Here is a 15,504-nt window from a genome sequence, read left to right as displayed (position 1 = left end):
AAGACTTTAAAACCCAGCTCTCAATGGACGTTTACTAACAACTAGCTCCAGAAGATTTCCTTTTGGAAATCATTCCTCGTATACCACTCCAACATAAGTATCCTATACATGATACAAATGTAACACCGGATATCAATACCCCGATCTCAAACAACCGCTGAGGCTTGTATTCTAGTACAATCTGAAAATCCCCCGTTATTTCTCCTTCCTCCTCTAACCTCTTACCTCTAATCTCCGTCTTCCGTCCCACCGGCACATACCACCCATTCGCATAACCATTAACCATCTGATGCTCTGTCAATTCAACCCTTTTGTCCTTATCCCTCCACGCACTAATTAAAGCCGACCAAGGTTCATTACTGTTAGAGGTTGGTGGTTGGAGGCTGGAGGTTGGAGGCTGATTTTCGCTCTCTCGCCTCTCGCCTCTAACCTCTAACCTCTGCCCTCTAGCCCCTGGCCCCTGTCTCACATACGCCTTCCATCCAGCATGGAAACTTTCCGAGAAGACCAGCCAGAATGGCCTTTCGGCCTTAACATCAACTACATACCGCGTTGGATTAATCTTTTTGAAGGCAATCTCTGGTTCTTTTACATTCACACCTTGGGTGTGACCTTCACTCATTTCCTTTTTAAAATCTGCTGAAACGGGTTTCGTGGCTTCCACCATTTCTACCTTAAGGTATTTTGATGGTGGATATATATCAATCCTGCAATCCTCGTCGGTGACTTCAACGTTGCCCAGACAGAAAGGCATTCTCCCTGAGCTTACAAATTGACTCATGGTTTGGTCTTGTGTTAGCGCCGGTGTCTCGCGCGTCCCTTTATTCAAGGCAACACCACTGTTTCCCCTCTTAAACCCGTCTCCAAAGGAATATCTCTTACCATTAATTTCCACAAGAGGTTCAGAGAGAAGCTGCTCATAGACCGTAGTAGTAGTAGTAGTAGTAGTAGTAGTAGTAGTAGTAGTAGTAGTAGTAGTAGTAGTAGTAGTAGTAGTAGTAGTAGTAGTAGTAGTAGTAGTAGTAGTAGTAGTAAAGCCAATATTTTTTATAGAAAAGGTGTAGGCATCTGTAAGGTCGTTTTCCCTACAGTTTATTCCCGGTTTTTTCATCAGGAAAAAGAGTAATGAGGTTAGTTTCGCAGAGGCATTCTCGTTTTCTCTGGATGCGTCCTTTATTTTTTCTGCAATATTACACGAAAGACGTCCATCTTTTTCGGATAAATTCAAGAAAGATATTAAAGATGTCCGATAAGCTGCGTCGAATTCCGGGACTATTACAATACCCTGAACACCGGGATTATCTATAGAATAATCAAAATCGAGTGTCTGTATATGGTGTAATTCAAGCGGCTGCTCAAAGACAGCCTTTAATATAGCCCCTTCTTCCTTTAGTCCATCATCTTTAAAATGTGACCGTATGTATTGCTCGTCGCCAAAGGACTTGTGCTGAAATTGGGTATTTGCAATAGCCTCCGATGCCCACGTAATATCGTTAACGAAGATGCTATGGGGAGTTTCGAATTCCCGGACGAATGTCTTTTTGAGCATGCCCCCGATGTCTTTTTCTTTTACACCAAATATCTGTAATGCCTTGATGAATATTTGGGCCTCCTTATCGCTTGCCCATCGGTCCGAACTGTATGAGAGCAATCTCTCATCAAACCTCCCCAACGTAGGGTCTATGTTAACTGCGATATCGTCCAGCGTGAAGTCACTGCTATCGGGATATACCTTTTTTAACTCCTTTAGCAGATTAACACGATAACCCTGATTTTCCCTAAATCTGCTTCCTCCCAATCTCAGGATGAAATTTCTATTGGGTCCGCACCTGCCCAGGAATTCAATCCACAGTTTTTCCTGATTGATATCTATGGACTCCGCAGTTTTGAACTGGAATCTCATATAGGGGTGTTTCTGCAAGTCAATGCCATTGAGATATTTTTTGAGTCTTAAATACCGATCCTGGCCGCTGGAATAAAAGAGTCCCTGTATGTTCAAGCCTTCTTTATTATATGATAATCGATAGGACGTATTTTTGGCGTTCAATTCCCATCCATTTTTGAGTAGGGCGCTGGATTCGAGGGGTGTTTGAGTTGAAAAATTTAAGGTGTAGAGCGTTTCAGTATCCGGCAAGGATTTTAATACCGGTTTGCCCTCTTTCTCAGCATACACGATGAGTTGAATACCCTCTTCCTGGTCTTGTCTTTTTTTCCTTATCTTCACTTCATTGAGAAAGACCTTTTCAACAGCACTCTCATGGCCAATAAAGCTGGGTCCACGCTTTTTTGCAACAGAAAGTAGGAAGGATGAGATGTTCTGGTTTTCCTTTCCCGGGTAAAGTTTTAGTACCTGTGTTGTTTCAAAGTGACCTACCTTTATTTTTCTTCCCATTATATCCCTGTCATCTACAGAGGAAGGCATAAGTCTCAAGGTGGCATCCTCTTTTTTATCACCGTCAAAATCAACCCCGATGTATAAAACCAATTCCGTTGTATCGGGATCGGATAGTTCATAAGAGATGTCAAAAGAAATTTCTTCCTTTAAATCAAGTCTTTGATAATCTGTTATTTTAGGGATAAAGATTACCCTTTCATCTTCTTCCTTGCCGCCATCCAGGTAAAATGACGCCTCAATGCCATCTAAAAAGCGGGTAAGGTTGAACGTGCTATTTATACCTTGTATCTTCCAGTGGTTAATCTCAGATTGGGCAATCATGGTGTCCTTAATATTGTCGATGCCAAACCATTCGTCTGCGGCATAGTCTTCCACATCATACCGGTCATTTCCCCAGTCCCTTCTGTAAACGGCCTTTTCAAGACCGTATCGCAGCGTTTCTTCTTCAAACCTTTGTTCCCATTCCTTTTTTGTCTTTGTTTCTGCAATAAATTTCGGCACTTCGATTGTTTCGTTATTAAAAAATTCAATTCCTTTAAGCGCCTCTTTCAGGTTGCCTTTCCAGAGGGCTATCTTTCCAGGCGATACCCTATCACGATAAAGGATGGGAATGAAACCTTTTAATTTGCAATAATAGGTATTTTTTAATGTGTTTTGTATCTGTTGGAGGATGTTATTGATGGTTAAAACCGTCTCTCCCTTTTCCCTCTTTTCTTCACCGTTCAGCAGGATAATATTCAGGGGAACAAGGTTTTTATTCTTCCGCCTGTTTATCCATGAATTTTCCTCTTCCATTCTTTTCTGGTTGAAGATTTTTGTACGCTCACTGATGTTTCTTTTAATTTCTTCGGGAATAACAATTTGTTGGTTTCCTATGCTAAAACTTCTCAGATAAAATTTTCCGGCGCCACTGCAGAGCAAGATAACCTCTACAAGGTTACACACGGATTTTTCATCGTTTGGGTTGACCCCACTGTGGGAAAGGACATTAATATTTTGACGCATATAACCATCCTTTGTCTTCAGGGATTCCACGCCATAATCAGTCTCGATGACCTTATCAGGTCTTCCATTGCCGTCTGTGTCTATTCGAAAATTTATCTTGAATCTTTGCGTCTCAGGGTTATCCAATTTATAGTCCAGGCAGACCATCTGATTTTCCTTAAGATTGATTGATTTAAAATTTTTGGTCATAACAAAGTGGTTCGATTTGGAAAAATCAGAGCTTACAGCAAGGGTGTTTCCCTCTATGTTCCTACTGAACCCTGAGCCCTGAGCATCGTAATACCACTGATGTAAGTCCGTATCTTTTATACGCCCCAGTTCCCGGTTGACTTTATACCAAAAATCCTTCTCTTTCAGATTAATACCCGTCATATCAACTGTCAGAAGTGGCTTTAAGTCGTATTTCATGTTTCCGGCATAGCACAGGGTATCAACCGCCTCGTCATCATCTGTATCCAATTCCAGAATAAATCCCAATTTATTTCTGGCAGAATCTGCCAGATCATAGATGATTTTTAAATTTGGGTACTCCTCTATATCAAGATTGTGCTGAGAAAGAGGAATGATGGTCGTTTCATTTCCTGCCGTATCTTTTATAATTTCGGCATTGGACATGAAGTCCGGTCCGGAAAGTTTCATGCCTACGTTGCGGAAACTTATTTCCTCATTTATGGGAGAGACGTATGCCCATAGTCGATATGTGCCCGGGTTTGCCACTACGAATTCGGTTGTTTTTGCGTGTATCGTTTCTGTGCCAACGGGAGTTTCAGCTTTTTCGTTATTTGCGAAAAGGTAAGACACCTGCTTTTTTTGTAAGATATTTTTAGCGTACTCGATATAACGTTGAAATATTTCATGGGGTACTATAATTAATTCTTCCACTGCCTGGTTTACCGCAAAGGTATGTTTTCCTTTCGATAAATAAGTTCTCGCAAAACCCTGCCAGCGTGTTATATCTCCATGGGTAAGGGGAATGTTTCCGGAGGGTATTAATGCTTCAGTATCCACAGCAACCATGGCCGGGCCGCTGTGCGTCTCCTTTCTCAGTTTTGCAAATACATCATAATGACCCTCCTGTGATATATTCAGCGCCAGAGGCTCTTTTCCCATCGCAAATCTATATCTTGGGTTTTTCTGCGCCTTTCCGTGGATTTCGTTACTTGAGGTCACTGTGCCTGTTTCCGGAAATAATCCCAGTGTTAATTCCATGAACCCTTCTTGATGGAAGACCACCGAGTTAGAAAACTCCAGAAGCGATGCAGGATTCCTTGCCTGGTTTGCGCCTGAGAACAACAAGACGGGTTTTCCGTCAAGGTAGTTTGTTTCTGCAAGAGGTATAAGACTTTCAATATCACCAGCGATAAGGGCGGGCTGAGGAGGCAGGTATTCTGGTTTCCCGTCGACCTCATTCTCTTCAGCGCCAAGGTGCTTCGTGCTGCCAGAAATAAAGCCACTCAACGCAAATAAAAAGAAAAGCAAATAAAGACCAAAAATATTTGTCTTTTTTATATTAATCATCTTTTATGATATGGGAATAAAGAGGGGTCGTTTTGTTTAACGTATATATTTTAAATATATAAAAGGAGAGATGTTATCATAAATAAACAATGCATTCAAGGCATAAAAAGGCAATAAGTTTTTCTCTTGACACTATACAAAGTATGTACTTGATAATATGCTTATAACATACCAAAAAGGAACATACATTGAGAACAATACTATGGAGATAAAAACTTATGACTACTAAAGAGACGGAAAAAAATATACAGGAAATATGGAACCTGTTTAAAGAAACAGACGAGAAGTTTAAAGAAACAGACAAAGGAATGGAGAGATTGGAAAAGATCGTAGAAAACACTAGTAGCGCCTGCTGTTGAAAGGTTATTTAAAGAACGTGGAATAGAAGTGGACAAGGTATTCCAGAGGGTAAAGACACACAGAAATGGCGACGAAATGGCGGTTGATATACTTGCAATAAATGGTGAATACGCAGTGTTGATAGAGGCAAAAAGCACATTAAAGATAGAGGATGTAAAAGAACACCTGGAAAGACTGGAAAAATTCAAGACCTTTTTCCCTGAATATAACAAGAGGAAGGTGGTTGGCGCATTAGGAAGGATAGTAATAGAGGAAGATTCAGACAAATACGCTTATAGAAATGGTCTTTTCGTAATTGGTGAAAGTGGTGATACTGCGGTAATATTAAACGATAACGGATTCAAGCCAAAAGGGTGGTAAGAATTTCTGTTATTCAAGGTTTTATCTTTTCGTCCTCTGCGCCTTGCAGTGAGCCGAACTGTTACAAAATCTTGAATTTAACAAAAAATATCTGCGCTCATCTGCGTAATCTGTGGATAAAAATCTTATTCGCCATTGTCTCGACATTAACCAAGACGAGAACCCACCTCCCTCCCTTTATTAAGTAGTCTGTAATCTTTTTCCCATTGACCTTATAACATCTTTAAATAAGACAGATGCCTTAAAAACCTCTACACCAATAAGTTGGCCAGTGTTGTCAAGTTCAATATTCACCATAGGGGAAAGCTCTACGACCTCCTCTTCTTGTCCTTCTTTTGCAAGATAAAGAATATCTTCCTTATCATCATAAAAACCCTTAAAATCTTCCATCAAATTTTCCGCAAAAATAGCCTATCTTTGATATGCTGCGAATATTTTATATGCATTTAAATTAGCTATGAATAAGTTTTTCAGGCGTACGCTTTACCATTGCCAATTAAAACCAAATCATCTTCAATCATCTTGATCCTCTCATTGAATACTTTATCCTTATTTCTTCTCATTTCCAGCCTTCTGCAACTCAGACTGATTCCGGAAATAGTCCGCCGGGGATACATCTCCTGCAGTTCTTTAAGCTTTACACCGGTATATTTGTGCATGAAATATAACTCTATCATTATCCGCATCTTTTCCGAAATCCCTTTTTCATCTTTCAGTATCTCGAAGTAGCAAATATCTGCGTTCATTTGCGCGAATCAGCGTCCTATTGAAAATTGTAAAATGTGTAGCCCCATTTTGTTTTTCCCATTTTCCAATCTAATTTATCGTTACAACCTTGCCAAGCATATTTCATAATCAAGGCGACTCCATGTCTTTCTGAGGTATCTCTTGACAAATAGATTATACTTGTTAGGATAGCCTGCTATATTGCCGGACTTTTATAAGGTGGAATAGAAGCTATGGTAAAAGAGTACATCACATCAGCTATAAAGAAGGTAACGCTTGAATTAATATACCAAGTAGTCGATGAACGCACAGAAGAGATAATAGCCAAAATCGACGATGTAAAAAAGAGACAAGAAGACGACTTCAGGTATCTCATTCAAAAGATCGATACGGACGTTGGACAGTTAAGAAGTGAAATAAAGGGTGAGATAGGGCAGCTAAGAAGCGAGATAGGTCAATTAAGGAGCGAGATAAGCCAGCTAAACCAGAGGATTGACACGGTAATCCAAATGCTAATGAATATCAGCCAAAAGCAATAGTAAATTTTAAAATAAGATCATTGTTACAACCTCGTCAGGTATATTCCATAATCAAGGGTCTGACCCTCTCGCCCCATAAGCGCTAACTTGTTTTATTGACAAATTTTATTCATCATGGTATTTTTATATCAATTATCCCGCTAATCAATCTATAGGAGGATAAAGCCATGATGAAAGAAGATTGGGATCTTCTAAGAACCTTCTTCCCAAACGATTGGAAAAGTTTAGCAGTTGATACAAATGCTTTAAAAGGCTTGCGCAAGGATAAATCTGAAGAAAAGCTTCTTCGAACATTATTAATTCATTTAGGATGTGGCTATTCATTGCGCGAAACAGTCGTTCGAGCCAAGCGTGCTAACTTAGCAGATTTATCCGATGTTGCCTTATTAAAGCGATTAAAAAAGAGCAAAGAATGGCTATATAAATTATGTGTATCTTTATTCCGTGAGCGTGGCCTCCAAATTAATAAACGGAATAATTTTCATCTTCGCTTATTTGACGCAACAACAGTAAAGGAACCAGGGAAAACAGGAAGTCTTTGGCGCATTCATTATAGTATTGAGGTTCCTTCATTATCTTGCGATTTCTTTAAACTTACGGGAACTGAAGGAGAAGGTACAGGAGAATCTTTTCGTCAGTTTCCGATGAAAAAAGATGATTATATTATAGCTGACAGAGGTTACTGTACTGGCCAAGGAATTCATTATACAACAAGGAAAGGCGCTTATCTTAGCGTTAGAGTTAATTCGCAATCTCTACGAATATTCGGTGAAGAAAAGAATCCCTTTCCTTTATTGAAAGAAATCCAATATTTAAAAAGACCCCTTGCTATAAAATCATGGAACGTTTTTATTCCAAACGTTGATAATACTGAATATGTCAAAGGTCGACTTTGTATAATACGCAAAACAGAAGAAGCTATTAAAATAGCTCATAAAAAACTTAAAAGACATGCAAGCAAAAAGGGCATTGAACTAAAACCGGAGACCCTTATTTATGCCAAGTACGTAATAGTATTCACAACGTTTCCTGAAAATCAATTTACCGCTTTTGATATCTTAGAATGGTATCGAGTTCGATGGCAAACTGAACTGGTCTTTAAAAGATTTAAACAAATAGCACAATTTGGACACTTACCTAAATACGATGATGATAGCTCAAAAGCTTGGCTTTATGGCAAACTATTCGTTGCTCTTTTGACAGAAAAACTAATAGATTTTGCTACGTCTTTTTCCCCCTGGGGGTACATCATGGTCAAGCCAGAAGACTCAAAGCCAATGGCGTGAATTTGCTTTTATGTTTAATCAAGTAAAACGGGCTATAGAACCAGCGTTATCATTACAGGAAGTTCTTAAGTGCTGGAATGACATTGCTTGTTCTTTAGCAGAAAATACAAGAATCCGAAAAACACAGATATCAAAATACTTCGCGCGTACCTAAAACAAGTTAGCGCTTATGCCCTCTCGCCCCTCCCCCCATAAAAGTTCGCCGAAGGTGATAAGTTCAATCTACCATGTGCCTTTACATACAAAATTTCTTATTTGTCAATTGTGTACGCGTGACCCCATTGATGCTCTGCTGACTGTTTTATGCCTAACGGATGCCTTCAGCGGCGGCGGAATGCCATCCGCTGGAGGCGTAGTTATGTCAATATACTTCGTCATGCTTCCCTATATCTACAAAAACTACTTTATCCCCCTCTGCAAAATAAAAAACTACACGAACATCATATTCTATTCTGAAACTCCATAAATCTTCCAACTTACCTGATAATTTGTGGGCCCTCAGACTCCTATCAAATGGGTCATTTAGAAACATCTTTACCTTTTCCCAAAATCTTTCTTCTAATTCTTTCCTTCCTTTAATCCTGTTTTTATATGCCCTTTTGAAGGAAGAACTAAAGCCTATTTCTATCATTGTTCTATCATGGTTTTAAGTTCATCAATTTTGTCTGAAAATACTAATTTGCCCTTTTTAAATTCTTTGATACTATCTTGATAATTTTTATATATATCTTCCCTCCTTTCCTCAATGAGATACCTTTCTACCAAAAATTTTATTTCCTCCTTTTCCTCTGTTGTCAGGGACCTTATATCTTCTACCAATTCATTAAAACGAACTGTTTCCATAGAGTGCATCCTTTCTAAGTTATTATGACATAACAAGTTATTATACAGTTTCTGTATATCAACAGATTTTATCAAATAATTGTCAAATTACACGTTAAATCTTATATTGTTCTAATTGTATAATACCTAAATTGAGTGATTTTGAATTACGAACAAAAAAACGCAATTACGCGCTTTCAAATAAAAAATCAAATACTTTATAATTTAGATGTGGCCCTGATGTTTCGCCCATAACATCTGTGGAGAAATTAGAAACAATAAAAGAGGCGGTGAGGATATCAAAAAATATACAAGAGATAGAGAGGTTATTAGAACTCTAAAGTAGAAAGACTGCGATGACATGAAACGATAAAGAATTCAAGACAAAAGTGTGGTAAGAATCTCTGTTATTCAAGTTTTTTCTTTGCGTCCTTTGCGACTTTGCGGTTGACTATCATTATAAACCGTCTTGGTCTACGTATATCCGCGGATAAATTGAAATATGAAGCTTTGACCTTAAGCCTCCTTTTCAGTTAATCTTTCAATAATAATCTAAAGTAAAATTAAATATTGATTAATAAAAATGGCAGCCAAAGATTTAAATAATTAATATTTAAGATGCGCCCCTAATTATCCCTGAAAAAATAGCGGTAGAACAGGTAATAAAGACAATAAAAGAGGTATCGGAAGAAGGAGGTAAATTAAGTATGACGATAGCGGCAAAACTAACAGAAAAGGGCAGATTAGGGGGCGAGAAGAAAGGAAAGTTAGAAGGGAAGATAGAAAGGTGAAAAAACATTATTACTCCGGTATTATCTTGAGAACATAATCATATTCAACTTTGCCCAAATCCTAATGAACGCCTATATGTATACCATTTTCTCCAATATATTCAGCGTTTGGGAAGTCTCCGAGTTTGTACCCTAAAAAGTGAAATCCAGGGCACTGCGTGGGCATAGATGAAAATAAATTCCGTGTATCAATCCCCTTTTTCTCCATAAAAGTTACAAGTTGATCACGAGTAAATTTTGCTTTTTCCTGTATAATAATAGGTAACGCATGAGGTACTATTTCCTCGTGGGACTCTTTTTCTATTGTTTCCAGATAGGGACTAAATCTCTTATAAAACCGCACTCCCTGTTGCAACAAAAGACAAGGCCGGCACTATTATTTCATCTCCTCGTTTTGCGCCAAAATCATAGAGTACTGCTAACGCCAGCGCATAAACATCAGTACCTGTGTTTACGGTTGCTGCCTCTTTTGTACCTACAAGTTCGGCAAACCCCTTTTCAAACTCTCGCACATATTTACCACTTGATAGCCTGTTTGACTCAAGGATTTCGGCTATTAGCTTTTTTGACTTCTCTGTTACTGTGAGATTGTTCCAAATGGGATTTTCATCTTTTTTTATTTCCTAGTTATTCATTAAACTAATTCATTTATAGTAATCTTATAATCTGGAAAGCTTAGGGGTGAAATAGTTTCTGCACCATACTTTTTATATATTATATGATACTTATCATGAGCGGGCTTTTGGTATATTTCAACACAATCTTCATTTAAATCTACCAACCATACCTCAATAATACCAGCCTTCGCATAAAGTGGAATCTTAACTTCTCTATCAAAATTAATAGAAGTATCAGCAACTTCAACAATCAAATATATATCTTTGGGCTCGGGATGTTTCGTGATGTATGCCTTTTCATATCGTTTGGTTATTGCGATGTCTGGTTCAAGCTCTGAATGTTCGCTCAGGTAGATTGGATTCTGTATCCTTACAATTGCCCTTCCGGTCAGATGGGTCACAAAAAATTCGTTTAAACGATCCACACAACTTGCATGTCTGGAACCGATTGGTGTCATTTTGACTATCTTCCCATCTATTAACTCCAGATGTTCGTCTTCTTTAAAAATTCCGGTTTCTCCCATTTGATGATATTCATCAACAGTAATAAACCTTCTCATTGTTTGAAGATTCATATTTATTCCCTCTTGTAAATGCACTCCATTTTTACCTACATCTGTTTCCCTTTATGGCTCTTTGAGAAAACTCATCTGCTCGAAATGCGCACCGAATGTCAAAGCCCTTACAATACTTTCCTTTTTCATTAGGGCGAAACTGGTACAATCCACAAAACTCAGATCTTTATACTCCATTTTTCTAAACAGACTCAAAGCCTCCTTCTAAATTCCATCGGTCACCTTCAAAATATAAAGCTGCCCCAGTGTTTGCGCCTCCTCAATACTATCTAAAAAATCAAGAGCCAATTGGTGATTCTTAAGGGAACAGTTGATGAAGGTGGCCGTCTCGTAAACGATAAAGACAGAGGTTTGAATTCTATATGTTTCAAGCGCAACTGTGAAGTAATCTTCCGCTTCTTTATGAAACTGGTCTCCATTATTAATAAAAGCAATCCAGAAGGAAGTGTCAATAAAGGCTTTTTCCAAGGGTTATTTTCCCCTATAAATATACTTATCATGATTTAGGGAGCCGTCTTTGATTTCCACATCAACCCTTCCACAGAGTCCAAAAAGAGGACTGGCAATCTCCTTTTCTTCTTGCACAACAATCCTTACTGTTTTCCCAACCAATTTTTTGAGTTTTTCTTTTGCCTCGGGAGAAAGCTCAATGTCACCATCTCCTAGTATCTTTGTCTTACTTATGACTTCCATCTTTTTTCTCCTCCATATTTTTATTACTCATAGTATCACCATGAAATACAGAAGACACTGAGAATCGGAATATTAATGTATCTGGCATTTTCAGCGACTTCCGTTTTACGCTTTTTGATTTCCGTGTCTTCCGCGTGTTCCGTGGATACATGATCTTCGTAGTGTTTAATCTCTTAAACCCCGCTTTCACTGTAATAAATAATCTGACTGCCCGTGGTATCAAAACGGAAAGGAACATGCAACAAATGCCCTAAGGCTTGTCTTAATTTATTCCGATTATCTGGTTTTACAAAAAACAACATAAAACCGCCTCCTCCAGCGCCCAAAAGCTTTCCCCCTATTGCCCCATTTTTAATCCCAGTCTCATAAATATCATCAATATGAATAGTAGAAACTTTATCTGAAAGGGCCTTTTTTAATTTCCAACCTTCATGAAGAAGCCTTCCAAAATCAACAATATCGCCTTCTTCATTTAAAATGTTAATAGCTTCTTCTACCATGTTATGCAGTGACGAAAGCTCACTTTTTTTATTTGAAATCTGTTTTATTTTTTCTTCTTCTATTTCAGAGGCAAGTCTTGAAAATCCTGTAAAAAATAGCATTAAATGGTTTTGAAATAATTGGAATCTTGTTTTACTTAATGTAATTGGATTGACTTCAATATTGTGCTGCCCGGAAAAAGTAATCTTATTAAAACCACCAAATGCAACTGCGATTTGATCCTGAGATCCAACATGTTCTTTTATTATCTCTTGTTCAATATAAATAGCCTCCAGTGCCAATCTCTTCTCCATTATCTGGGTACCATACCTACCTGACTGTGCTGCACACGCAGACAAGCGATTTTTACCATATCTGTTTTTTGATGATTCCAGCTTACCAGATAGCCGAACAACTTCCGAATTTTTCGTTTAAACAACAATTTCTAATTCCTCAATTCGGGAATGGATAGGTTTCAGCCTTTTTATTCTTATATACACTATTGGTTGCCCCTCTTCTACATGGCTTTTGGCAACCACGTCACTCCATGTATTAAATGCATTATCTCCTTCTAATTGCATAACTACATTAGCATTATTGGGAATATTATTGGCAAATTCGGGGTGTTCCCTAATGTATCTGTTAAACTCTTTAATTAATTCAGTATTCTTCCTTTCCATAATATTCATGGTACTGTTCCTTCCAAAAATTTCTGTTTATAAGATTCCCAATTTTCATCTATATCATCGTCCGCCAAAGTCAACGCTTCTTCAAAATTAAGATTCAATTCCTCCTTTTTGTTCTTTCCTGCCAAATTGTACGAATCGCGATGTGCAAAACCGTGAGCACAATCATAACGTACAACTTCTCTCCATTTACCTTTATAATTAACCTTCAACTGGACAATAAATTTTTCCACTTTACCTCTTGAAGTCTTATGATAATGCCTCTTCCTGGTATCGTAACTGTAAGGAATTATGTATTCTTTTTCAGACATGATAACATTCTAAAAAAGGAGATTTTTTCTTAATCGCATATCGATTGATTATACACAATATGATAAAAAATTTCCTTACAAAACTCGTAGTTGAAAGGTTATTTAAGGAACGGGGGATAGAAGTAGACAAGGTATTCCAGAGGGTAAAGACGCATAGAAACGGCGATGAGATGGAGGTGGATATCCTGGCAATAAATGGAGAATATATCGTACTCATAGAAGCAAAAAGCACGTTAAAGATAGAGGATGTTAGAGAACATTTGGAAAGAGAGGATTCAGACAAATATGCCTATAGAAACGGTCTTTTCGTAATTGGGGAAAGTGGCGATGCGGCGGTAATATTGAACGATACAAATTTCCAACCTAAAGTGTGGTAAGCATTCTATTATTCAAAGTCTTTTCTTTGCGTCAATTGCGCCACTGCGGTGAACCATTTTTTATCTGAGTTCATCTGTGAAATCTGCGTCCCCCAACTCAACAAACCCAATTAACCCAACAAACTCATAACTCGCAACAATAATTAAGTATGGTGTCCCCGGAATTCAAAATGCCTTTCTTACAAACAAACAAAGAAATCAAATAAATGATCCAGGTCGATAAAAATACTGTAGCACAGACAAACAAAAGCAGCTTTTTTGGAATGAAACCATTTGAAGATGAGATATGCCAGGAGGATTGCGACGATGAGATGGATCAATTCATGTATAACATAAAACATAGAGGGTCGGCTTAATTATTTCCCTTACACATTTATAGTTTTTATAAATTCTTTATCTTTTAATCTGTGCAAATCTGCGTAATCTGTGGATGAAAGAAGCCTCTCATATATCCTCACATTCTCATCAACCTCCTCTTTAGACGTCATTCCTAACACGAAAGCCTTCACATATTTTAAGGACATAATAAATTTCAGAGACTTTTCAATCTCATGTGTCAAAGCCCCTGCCCCAAAAATCTTCATCCCAATAACAGATTTGTTCAGGCTATGGCATTTCTGCAATAAATTTTTCACTGTTTCTTGTTCCTGTTCATTGCTTTGCAGTGATTCTACCTGTGCGCTCAACGAGGGGATTACTTTTTTCGGGATAATTTTCCGTGCAACTTCTTTTACATAAGGAACGGCCACGAGTTTTGAGAGAAATCCTTCCTGATATGCATCCATGGATACCCCGGACCAGTTAATCCGGGCAAATACTACTTCGATTTCTGGAATATCGAGCGAGGCCTCAATCGCTCCAATACCATGAGCTGATATACCGATACTTCTCACATAACCCTTTTCTTTTGCCTTTACTAAAGCCTTGTGAGCGCCTGATCGCATCTTCATTTCAAAGGCATTACGGACTCCGTGGAGTAAGCAGATATCTAAATAATCCGTTTTCAATGCTTTTAATGTTTCAATGATTTTTTTATGTGTGCTTTTCTCGAAGGTATCAGAAAACTTTGTGGCGATAATAACCTTATCACGAGGAATCTGCTTTAACGCTTCCCGCAAATGCGGATGAGTTCCGTAGGAGTAACCTGTATCCCAGAAATTTATTCCCTTATCATAAGCATACATCAGCACATCAGCCAGTTGCCTTTCTGTTAGTCTTGTTTGCAGGTTAATTCCTGTGTAACCGGAACTCCCGGTTCCAAAACCAATTTTAGAAAGCTTTATTTTCCCATTCCCTATTATTTCATATTCCATTATCTGGACACCTTGCCTACCTGACAGTGCTGCACACGCAGACAAGCGATTTTTACCATATCTGTTTTTTGATGATTCCAGCTTACCAAATAGCCGAACAACTTCCGAATTTTTCGTTTAAACAACAATTTCTAATTCCTCAATTCGGGAATGGATAGGTTTCAGCCTTTTTATTCTTATATACACTACCTCTTGAAGTCTTATGATAATGCCTCTTCCTGGTATCGTAACTGTAAGGGATTATATATTCTCTTTCAGCCATAGCAATATTTTAAAAAGGAGAATTTTCATTCATATTACCAAATTATACAGAATATGATTAAGTATTTCCTTACAAAATTTGCACAGGAGATTGTATCAACGTTAATAGAGATTTGATACCAAGGAAGGTATATGCTGATCCCAAGGGGTAGTCTCAGGTAGGTAAGCCGTTTAAACCGATTAAACCGTTTTTAATCTGCGTTCATCTGCGTAAATCTGCGGCCTTAGACCTCCAACCTCATCCCCTTCTGCCATTTACAACTCTATCCCAAACCCATACATCCACCTGTAGACCAGAAAATATTTAAACGGCGTCATGCCATAACAGAATTGGTCTATAAGCAAATGCCCAACAATCGCAAAAGACAAGGCAACGTAAATATCCCGAT

At 38.1% G+C, this 15,504-nt stretch carries 19 protein-coding genes; 5 read left to right on the top strand and 14 right to left on the bottom strand.

What is annotated here, in order from left to right:
- Positions 1-34 precede the first annotated feature (34 nt).
- The gene (locus ABJL82_RS13045) at positions 35-4,918 is read right to left on the bottom strand and encodes a hypothetical protein (RefSeq protein ID WP_347275133.1); all 4,884 of its coding nucleotides are present in this window, start codon (positions 4,916-4,918) and stop codon (positions 35-37) included.
- A 218-nt stretch (positions 4,919-5,136) separates the two neighbouring features.
- Here ABJL82_RS13045 and ABJL82_RS13040 point away from each other — a divergent pair, with 218 nt between their 5' ends.
- The gene (locus ABJL82_RS13040; RefSeq protein ID WP_347275132.1) at positions 5,137-5,277 is read left to right on the top strand and encodes a hypothetical protein; all 141 of its coding nucleotides are present in this window, start codon (positions 5,137-5,139) and stop codon (positions 5,275-5,277) included.
- A gap of 28 nt (positions 5,278-5,305) precedes the next feature.
- The gene (locus ABJL82_RS13035) at positions 5,306-5,638 is read left to right on the top strand and encodes a hypothetical protein (RefSeq protein WP_347275131.1); all 333 of its coding nucleotides are present in this window, start codon (positions 5,306-5,308) and stop codon (positions 5,636-5,638) included.
- Positions 5,639-5,818: 180 nt separating this feature from the next.
- Here ABJL82_RS13035 and ABJL82_RS13030 read toward each other — a convergent pair whose 3' ends face one another.
- Positions 5,819-6,028 carry a DUF2283 domain-containing protein gene (locus tag ABJL82_RS13030; protein ID WP_347275130.1) on the bottom strand — a complete coding sequence of 70 codons (210 nt, stop codon included), beginning with the start codon at positions 6,026-6,028 and terminating at the stop codon, positions 5,819-5,821.
- 80 nt (positions 6,029-6,108) lie between these two features.
- On the bottom strand, positions 6,109-6,384 hold the full coding sequence (locus ABJL82_RS13025; protein ID WP_347275129.1) for a hypothetical protein: 276 nt from the start codon (positions 6,382-6,384) through the stop codon (positions 6,109-6,111).
- Between the two features lie 213 nt (positions 6,385-6,597).
- Between ABJL82_RS13025 and ABJL82_RS13020 the strand changes: the two genes are divergently transcribed.
- Both ABJL82_RS13020 and ABJL82_RS13015 read left to right on the top strand, forming a co-directional pair.
- Positions 6,598-6,903, top strand: coding sequence for a hypothetical protein (locus tag ABJL82_RS13020; RefSeq protein ID WP_347275128.1), 306 nt, complete (start codon positions 6,598-6,600; stop codon positions 6,901-6,903).
- 167 nt (positions 6,904-7,070) lie between these two features.
- Entirely contained in the window at positions 7,071-8,189 is a 1,119-nt protein-coding gene (locus ABJL82_RS13015; protein ID WP_347275127.1) for an IS4 family transposase, read from the top strand.
- 361 nt (positions 8,190-8,550) lie between these two features.
- Here the strand turns inward: ABJL82_RS13015 and ABJL82_RS13010 are convergent, their stop codons facing one another.
- From ABJL82_RS13010 to ABJL82_RS12965, 10 genes are all read right to left on the bottom strand, one after another.
- Positions 8,551-8,817 carry a type II toxin-antitoxin system mRNA interferase toxin, RelE/StbE family gene (locus ABJL82_RS13010; RefSeq protein WP_347275163.1) on the bottom strand — a complete coding sequence of 89 codons (267 nt, stop codon included), beginning with the start codon at positions 8,815-8,817 and terminating at the stop codon, positions 8,551-8,553.
- Positions 8,817-9,032 carry a hypothetical protein gene (locus ABJL82_RS13005; protein ID WP_347275126.1) on the bottom strand — a complete coding sequence of 72 codons (216 nt, stop codon included), beginning with the start codon at positions 9,030-9,032 and terminating at the stop codon, positions 8,817-8,819. The genes ABJL82_RS13010 and ABJL82_RS13005 overlap by 1 nt, the downstream gene beginning before the upstream one ends.
- 831 nt (positions 9,033-9,863) lie before the next feature.
- Positions 9,864-10,145 carry a DegT/DnrJ/EryC1/StrS family aminotransferase gene (locus tag ABJL82_RS13000; protein WP_347275125.1) on the bottom strand — a complete coding sequence of 94 codons (282 nt, stop codon included), beginning with the start codon at positions 10,143-10,145 and terminating at the stop codon, positions 9,864-9,866.
- Positions 10,132-10,350: a DegT/DnrJ/EryC1/StrS family aminotransferase gene (locus ABJL82_RS12995; RefSeq protein ID WP_347275162.1), complete on the bottom strand. Its 219-nt coding sequence runs from the start codon at positions 10,348-10,350 to the stop codon at positions 10,132-10,134. The genes ABJL82_RS13000 and ABJL82_RS12995 overlap by 14 nt, the downstream gene beginning before the upstream one ends.
- An 86-nt stretch (positions 10,351-10,436) precedes the next feature.
- Entirely contained in the window at positions 10,437-10,994 is a 558-nt protein-coding gene (locus tag ABJL82_RS12990; protein ID WP_347275124.1) for a Uma2 family endonuclease, read from the bottom strand.
- A 204-nt stretch (positions 10,995-11,198) separates the two neighbouring features.
- Positions 11,199-11,462 carry a PIN domain-containing protein gene (locus ABJL82_RS12985; protein WP_347275123.1) on the bottom strand — a complete coding sequence of 88 codons (264 nt, stop codon included), beginning with the start codon at positions 11,460-11,462 and terminating at the stop codon, positions 11,199-11,201.
- A 3-nt stretch (positions 11,463-11,465) separates the two neighbouring features.
- Positions 11,466-11,687, bottom strand: coding sequence for a hypothetical protein (locus tag ABJL82_RS12980; protein WP_347275122.1), 222 nt, complete (start codon positions 11,685-11,687; stop codon positions 11,466-11,468).
- A gap of 173 nt (positions 11,688-11,860) precedes the next feature.
- A complete protein-coding gene (locus ABJL82_RS12975) occupies positions 11,861-12,469 on the bottom strand; it encodes a hypothetical protein (RefSeq protein ID WP_347275121.1) in 609 nt (202 codons plus the stop codon).
- 129 nt (positions 12,470-12,598) lie between these two features.
- Positions 12,599-12,856: a DUF5647 family protein gene (locus ABJL82_RS12970; protein WP_347275120.1), complete on the bottom strand. Its 258-nt coding sequence runs from the start codon at positions 12,854-12,856 to the stop codon at positions 12,599-12,601.
- Positions 12,853-13,164, bottom strand: coding sequence for a hypothetical protein (locus tag ABJL82_RS12965; protein ID WP_347275119.1), 312 nt, complete (start codon positions 13,162-13,164; stop codon positions 12,853-12,855). Before ABJL82_RS12965 ends, ABJL82_RS12970 begins: the two co-directional genes overlap by 4 nt.
- Positions 13,165-13,223: 59 nt before the next feature.
- Here ABJL82_RS12965 and ABJL82_RS12960 point away from each other — a divergent pair, with 59 nt between their 5' ends.
- Positions 13,224-13,541, top strand: coding sequence for a hypothetical protein (locus tag ABJL82_RS12960; RefSeq protein ID WP_347275117.1), 318 nt, complete (start codon positions 13,224-13,226; stop codon positions 13,539-13,541).
- A gap of 365 nt (positions 13,542-13,906) precedes the next feature.
- On the opposite strand, the gene ABJL82_RS12955 is transcribed toward ABJL82_RS12960, so the two are convergent.
- On the bottom strand, positions 13,907-14,854 hold the full coding sequence (locus tag ABJL82_RS12955) for an aldo/keto reductase (RefSeq protein WP_347275116.1): 948 nt from the start codon (positions 14,852-14,854) through the stop codon (positions 13,907-13,909).
- Positions 14,855-15,504 lie beyond the last annotated feature (650 nt).

It is taken from the genome of Candidatus Kuenenia sp. (assembly GCF_039794105.1).
In the GTDB taxonomy this organism is placed as follows: domain Bacteria; phylum Planctomycetota; class Brocadiia; order Brocadiales; family Brocadiaceae; genus Kuenenia.
This window is presented reverse-complemented; position numbering and strand designations above follow the sequence as displayed.

Bases quoted from the DNA above. Each gene is read 5' to 3' on its own strand.
- ABJL82_RS13025 (WP_347275129.1), bottom strand. From the start codon at position 6,384: ATGAACGCAGATATTTGCTACTTCGAGATACTGAAAGATGAAAAAGGG.
- ABJL82_RS12980 (WP_347275122.1), bottom strand. From the start codon at position 11,687: ATGGAAGTCATAAGTAAGACAAAGATACTAGGAGATGGTGACATTGAG.
- ABJL82_RS13030 (WP_347275130.1), bottom strand. From the start codon at position 6,028: ATGGAAGATTTTAAGGGTTTTTATGATGATAAGGAAGATATTCTTTAT.
- ABJL82_RS13015 (WP_347275127.1), top strand. From the start codon at position 7,071: ATGATGAAAGAAGATTGGGATCTTCTAAGAACCTTCTTCCCAAACGAT.
- ABJL82_RS12970 (WP_347275120.1), bottom strand. From the start codon at position 12,856: ATGAATATTATGGAAAGGAAGAATACTGAATTAATTAAAGAGTTTAAC.
- ABJL82_RS13005 (WP_347275126.1), bottom strand. From the start codon at position 9,032: ATGGAAACAGTTCGTTTTAATGAATTGGTAGAAGATATAAGGTCCCTG.
- ABJL82_RS13045 (WP_347275133.1), bottom strand. From the start codon at position 4,918: ATGATTAATATAAAAAAGACAAATATTTTTGGTCTTTATTTGCTTTTC.
- ABJL82_RS12955 (WP_347275116.1), bottom strand. From the start codon at position 14,854: ATGGAATATGAAATAATAGGGAATGGGAAAATAAAGCTTTCTAAAATT.
- ABJL82_RS12960 (WP_347275117.1), top strand. From the start codon at position 13,224: ATGATAAAAAATTTCCTTACAAAACTCGTAGTTGAAAGGTTATTTAAG.
- ABJL82_RS13040 (WP_347275132.1), top strand. From the start codon at position 5,137: ATGACTACTAAAGAGACGGAAAAAAATATACAGGAAATATGGAACCTG.
- ABJL82_RS13020 (WP_347275128.1), top strand. From the start codon at position 6,598: ATGGTAAAAGAGTACATCACATCAGCTATAAAGAAGGTAACGCTTGAA.
- ABJL82_RS12990 (WP_347275124.1), bottom strand. From the start codon at position 10,994: ATGAATCTTCAAACAATGAGAAGGTTTATTACTGTTGATGAATATCAT.
- ABJL82_RS12965 (WP_347275119.1), bottom strand. From the start codon at position 13,164: ATGTCTGAAAAAGAATACATAATTCCTTACAGTTACGATACCAGGAAG.